The sequence below is a fragment of the Pseudomonas sp. genome (genome assembly GCF_049645325.1).
GTDB lineage: Bacteria > Pseudomonadota > Gammaproteobacteria > Pseudomonadales > Pseudomonadaceae > Aquipseudomonas.
In genome coordinates, this window is record NZ_JBARTQ010000595.1 from 1 (window position 1) to 5210 (window position 5210).

The 5210-nt window shown below is 62.7% G+C and carries 5 protein-coding genes and 1 pseudogene; 2 read left to right on the forward strand and 4 right to left on the reverse strand.

The annotated features are described in order from the left end of the window. Window positions 1–192: 192 nt before the first annotated feature. Window positions 193–336: pseudogene (locus WBB95_RS24965) on the forward strand (acyl-CoA dehydrogenase family protein); the annotation flags it as partial. Between the two features lie 62 nt (window positions 337–398). Here the strand turns inward: WBB95_RS24965 and WBB95_RS24970 are convergent. Then, entirely contained in the window at window positions 399–1409 is a 1011-nt protein-coding gene (locus WBB95_RS24970; protein WP_424489998.1) for a zinc-dependent alcohol dehydrogenase family protein, read from the reverse strand. 139 nt (window positions 1410–1548) lie between these two features. On the opposite strand from WBB95_RS24970, the gene WBB95_RS24975 reads away from it, so the two are divergent. Beyond that, window positions 1549–2463 (forward strand): LysR substrate-binding domain-containing protein, encoded by a 915-nt coding sequence (locus WBB95_RS24975; protein ID WP_424489999.1) that lies wholly within the window; start codon window positions 1549–1551, stop codon window positions 2461–2463. Window positions 2464–2617: 154 nt separating this feature from the next. Here the strand turns inward: WBB95_RS24975 and argE are convergent, their stop codons facing one another. From argE to WBB95_RS24990, 3 genes are read right to left on the reverse strand one after another with little or no spacing between them, the layout of a single operon-like run. Beyond that, window positions 2618–3769 (reverse strand): acetylornithine deacetylase, encoded by a 1152-nt coding sequence (argE, locus tag WBB95_RS24980; RefSeq protein ID WP_424490000.1) that lies wholly within the window; start codon window positions 3767–3769, stop codon window positions 2618–2620. Beyond that, window positions 3766–4443: a DUF1028 domain-containing protein gene (locus WBB95_RS24985; RefSeq protein WP_424490001.1), complete on the reverse strand. Its 678-nt coding sequence runs from the start codon at window positions 4441–4443 to the stop codon at window positions 3766–3768. Before WBB95_RS24985 ends, argE begins: the two co-directional genes overlap by 4 nt. Window positions 4444–4452: 9 nt before the next feature. After that, window positions 4453–5184 (reverse strand): class II aldolase and adducin N-terminal domain-containing protein, encoded by a 732-nt coding sequence (locus WBB95_RS24990; protein ID WP_424490002.1) that lies wholly within the window; start codon window positions 5182–5184, stop codon window positions 4453–4455. Window positions 5185–5210: the final 26 nt, after the last annotated feature.

Consider the following 5210-nt stretch of genomic DNA (forward strand, 5'->3'; position numbering starts at 1 on the left):
AATAGGTACTCCTCGGTGTGTCAGGCATACCTGGCTGGCAGTGTTGGGGCCGCTTCGCAGCCCAGCGCGGGGCAAGCCCGCTCACCACAAAAGCCCGCTCACCACAGAAGCCCATTCATCACAAAAGCCCATTCACCACAGAAGCCAGCGCCCCAAAAGAGCCCGCTCATTACAGAGCCCTCTCACCCTCTACGCGCGCTGGACCGTTTGTGGCGCAACGCGCGCACGTTGGCGAACCACAACCCGCGCGTGTACAAGTCGCGGATTGTGGGCAATTACCTGGTCAATGGGTTGCTGCCACCCGCGCAGTGGCGGGTGGGTGTAGCCAAAGGTTGATGCCACCGGTAACCCGATGACCGTTCTCGCCACAGGTGCGGTGGCATTGACCAATGCATGCGTTAAGCGATCTTGATGACCACCTTGCCAAATGCCCCTCTCGCAAGGTGCTCATAAGCCTCGCGCGCCTGTTCGAATGAATAGACCTGATCGATCACCGGGCGAATCTTGTGCGCGTTCAAAAACGCGTTCATCCGGTCGAATGATGAGCGCGGTGCCACGGCAATGCCGCGAATCGTGGTCTGGCGGAAAATCAGCGGCATCAGATTCAACTGCACGGTTTGCCCCGTCAGAAAACCAATCTGCGCGATACGCCCAGCTGCCTTGGTAGCCGCCACCGACTGGTTGATGCCATTGCCGCCGGCAACGTCGAGCAGCAGGTCCACGCCTTTGCCATCGGTCAACTTGAGCACTTCGTTTTCCCAGTCCGGCGTGCTTCGGTAGTTGATACCCGCCACGGCGCCCAAGCCGATCACGGCTTGCAGGTTTTGGTCGCTGCTGGACGTGGCGATAACCCTGGCCCCCAGCGCTGTTGCGATTTGCACAGCGAATATGGACACCCCACCGGTACCCTGGACCAAAACGGTCTGCCCGGGCTGCACTTGCCCGAAATCCACCAGCGAATACCAGGCCGTCAGCGCAGCAATCGGCAACGTGGCGGCCTCTTCGTAGCTCATGGTATCGGGGGCGCATACCGCGCTGTCCTCGTGAATGATCATGTACTGCGCCAGCCCGCCAGGCAGCGGCGAGCCAAAGCAGTATTCCGGCTCATCCGGGCCGGGCTCGCCGTCCAGCCAGCGTGAGTACAAATGCGAATTCACGCGATCGCCCACCTTGAAGCGTGAAACGCCCTCGCCCACCGCAACCACGCTACCCGCCGCGTCGCTCACCGGAATCAAGTCCTTCGGCACTTTATGCGGTTCGTAGATGCCATCCACGATGGCCTTGTCGCGAAAGTTCAGCGAGACCGCGCCCACCTTGACCAGCAGCTCGCCGGGTTTGGGTTCCGGGGTAGGTACTTCACCCATGTGCAGGTTGTCGAGCCCGAAATCTTTGAGTAACCAAGCCTTCATAATGGAATTCCCGAGTGATGTGTGGCATTGCCTTGGGCACATCATTCGCGGTTTTAAGCAGGCAATAAATACGCAGAAACAGACATGATTGTTCTATCCTGAAGCAACAGTCACAGTCAAAACGCCACCAGGACGCCCCATGGACCTACTCCAATCGATGCGCTTATTCGCCCGGCTCGCCGAGCTCGGCAGCTTCACCAAGGCCGCCGAGTCCCTGGCTGTCGGCCGCCCGCAAGTCACCCGGTACATTCAGGAACTGGAGTCTTCGTTGGGTGTGCGTTTGTTCCAGCGCACCACGCGCAAGGTGGCGCTGACGGCTGAGGGTGAGCGGTTCTACGAGCGGGTGCAGGAGATTCTCGGCAATATTTCTGCGGCCACTTCCATGTTTGACCCCACCGGCGCGACCCTCAGTGGCCGGCTGCGCATTGATATCCCGACGGCCTTCGCTCAAGTCGAATTCATCGACAGCCTGAAAGAATTCTCCAGCGCCTTTCCAGGCATCAACCTGATATTGGGCGTCACCGACAGAACCGTAGACCTGGTGGGCGAAGGGGTGGACTGCGCCCTGCGCATTGGCGACTTGCCCGACTCAACCTTGGTTGCGCGCCCCGTGGGCATGGCGACGCTGATTACCTGCGCCGCGCCCAGCTACCTGCAAGCACACGGTGAGCCTGAGCACTTGGCGGCGTTGGCGACGCATCAGGGCGTGAGTTTTCTGTCTGGCCACAGCAACCGGATTTTGCCCTGGCATTTTTTGGTAGACGGCGTAAACACAGTGCATGTCAGCAACGCAGCCATCACCGTGACCGAGTCACATAGCTATGTTCAATGCGGGGTGGCGGGCTTCGGCATCATTCAGGCTCTGGGCATTTCAGTCAGCCATTACCTTGAAAGCGGCGACCTTGTGGAAATTCTCGCGCCTTACCGTCCCGCCCCCAGACCGGTGACGCTGCTGTACCCCAGCCGCACGCACATAGCGCCGCAAGTGCAGGCGTTTACGCAGTGGCTGCTGACGCGTTTTCCACAGCTTCACGCAGCGTGGCTGGCGCCTTAGACGCCGTTCAGCTCACAAACCCCCCCTGCGTACCAAGGGTTTTATCAATAACGCAAACCACTGCCGGCCAACATTGCCGGTGGCTGAGCGACCGCTGCGCGAGGGGTTTCGGCAGGGCCGTTGGTATAGAGGTCGGCGGCGTGGGCAGCCACCCCTAATGGCTCACAAATGCCACCACCCGCGCCAACATCTGATCACACGCCGCCAACTGTTCCAGGCTGATGAACTCATCCGGCTTGTGCCCCTGCTCCATGCTGCCCGGCCCGCAGACCACGGTGGGAATGCCCGCCTGGTCGAACAGCCCGCCTTCGCTGCCGAAGGCGACCGTGCCGAAGTCCTGCGAGCCGCAGAACTGAGCGACCCATTCGGCGGCCTGGCTTTCGACCGACGTGGCCAAGCCAGGGTAGCTGGATAACTCGCTGAATTGGATCGCGCACTGCGCGCTCACCGCCTGCATCGCCGGCAGCAAGGTGTGCTCGGCGTAGTCGCGCAGTTGGTGCGCAACCTGCCATGGGTCCTGGGCCGGCAGCGAGCGCACTTCAAAATCGAAACTGCAATTTTGCGGCACGATATTCAAGGCCTTGCCGCCGGCAATCACACCGGTTTGCACCGTGGAAAATGGCGGGTCAAAGCGTGCGTTCAGATGCTGCGGCGCCTTGAGTGTTTCGCCCAGCCGCACCAGCTCGCTGATCAACTGCGCCGCGTATTCGATGGCGTTGACGCCCGACGGCGCATACGCCGAATGGCACGCCGCGCCGTGCACTTCGCAGCGCATCGCCAACTTGCCTTTGTGGCCCAGCACCGGCTTGAGTTCGGTGGGCTCGCCGATCACACACAGCAGCGGCTTGACCGGGTGCGCGTGAAACCTTTCGATCAGCGAGCGCACGCCGAGGCAACCGACTTCTTCGTCGTAAGACAGCGCGATATGCACCGGCATGCGCAACGGCGCCGCGACCAATGCCGGCACGCTGGCCAGCACACAGGCGATATAGCCCTTCATGTCCGCCGTGCCACGGCCGTACAGCTTGCCGTCTTTTTCGGTCAACTCGAACGGCGCCACGCTCCAGCGCTGGCCGTCCACCGGCACCACGTCGGTGTGGCCGGACAACACGATGCCGGGCACGTCGGCCGGGCCAAGGGTCGCCAGCAGGTTGGCCTTGCTTTTGTGTTCGTTGAACACCAGTTCGCAGGCCACGCCGTGGCGTTGCAGGTAAGTGCGCACGAAGTCGATCAAGGCAAGGTTGGACTCGCGGCTGGTGGTGTCAAAGCGCACCAGTTGCGCGAGCAGGTCACGGCTGGTGCTCATCGCTCGTCTCCCGGCACGGCATAGCCCGGCGCCTGTTGCGGGTTGAGGGCGCGGTCGATGTAGTCCTGCAATTGCCCGCGATACGCCTGCCAGAGCTGGTCGAGGGCGCCGATCGGGTCTTCGTCGGCCCAGTCCACCCGCAGGTTGACGATCGGCCACAGCAAGTCGTCGACCACCATCAACGCCGCCGAATGCACCGGCCCCGCTTCGCCGCCCTTGGCCTGGCCGGCGTGCATCGCCGCCAGCAACCGGTCGGCAAGCGGCCCGGAGGCATTTTCAAACGCGCGCACCATGGCCGCGACTACCTCCGCGTTAGCCAACATGTTGCCCGCGGCCACGCATTGCTCGCCGCTTACCGCCGCGTAGATGCCGAGGGTCTGCGCGCCACTGAAATGCGCGGTGCGGCCCGCGCAATCAATCACCGCCACCTGGCGATAGTCACGGTGTGGCTCGTCGGCGAGCACCGCCGCCAAGGCGGCACTCGCCGCCACGCCCTGCTCCAGCACGTCCAACACCTGCGGCCCCAGGCTCGGCAAGGTGATGTTCTGCGAGGCCACCGCGCCCACGCCGGGCCGCAGCCACGGGCAGCGCGCGCCGACGGCAATGCTGGAAGAGCTGATGGCGATGCCCAACTGGCCTGTTTCGGCGCAGCGAGCGACAACGGAAAACGTCATAAAAAGCCCTCAGTCGAGCACCGACGGGTCGGCGTCGATCATCAATTGCTTCATTTCTTCGAAATGCTGGCGCGAGAAATCCGCAATGCCTTCCCAGCCCCGCGCAGTTTTCTCCGCCACTTCATCCGACAGCACGCGCAGCGGCTGCCCGGTGGACCACGCCGTCACCAGGATCTGGCAGGCGCGCTCCAGGGTCCAAATGTCGTCAAAGGCTTCGCCAATGGAAACGCCGGTCACCATCACGCCGTGGTTGCCCATCAACAGGCGGCTTTTGCCGTCGAGCAAGCCGGCCAGGCGCGCGCCTTCGGCCTCGGTGTCGGCCATGCCGCCGTAGAGTTCATCCACCGCCACGCGGTTGAAGTAGCGCGCGGTGTTCTGGTCGATCGGCGGGATATGCGGCGTGGCCAGGCACGCCACTGCCGTGGTGTAGATGGGGTGCAAGTGCAGCACGGCGCGGGTTTGCGGCAACAGGCCGTGGATCTGCCCGTGGATCGCCCAGGCGGTGGAATCCACCTGCGGATGATCGGCACTGGCCGGGTCGTCGGCGTTCAACAGCAGCAAGTCACTCGCTCGAATACGCGAAAAATGCTTCCACTTGGGGTTGAGCAAAAACTGTTTGCCATCGGCCGACACAGCAGCGCTGAGGTGGTTGGCCACCGCCTCGTGCATGCCCACGTGGGCGATGATGCGAAAGGTCGCCGCCAAATCAATGCGCGCCTGTTCTTCAAGGGATAACGCCATGAATCGGTCTCCGCAGGGCGCGGGGC

What these genes read in the sequence shown, in the direction of transcription:
- WBB95_RS24970 (WP_424489998.1), bottom strand. Translation starts at nt 1,409, where the DNA reads ATGAAGGCTTGGTTACTCAAAGATTTCGGGCTCGACAACCTGCACATG.
- WBB95_RS24975 (WP_424489999.1), top strand. Translation starts at nt 1,549, where the DNA reads ATGGACCTACTCCAATCGATGCGCTTATTCGCCCGGCTCGCCGAGCTC.
- argE (WP_424490000.1), bottom strand. Translation starts at nt 3,769, where the DNA reads ATGAGCACCAGCCGTGACCTGCTCGCGCAACTGGTGCGCTTTGACACC.
- WBB95_RS24985 (WP_424490001.1), bottom strand. Translation starts at nt 4,443, where the DNA reads ATGACGTTTTCCGTTGTCGCTCGCTGCGCCGAAACAGGCCAGTTGGGC.
- WBB95_RS24990 (WP_424490002.1), bottom strand. Translation starts at nt 5,184, where the DNA reads ATGGCGTTATCCCTTGAAGAACAGGCGCGCATTGATTTGGCGGCGACC.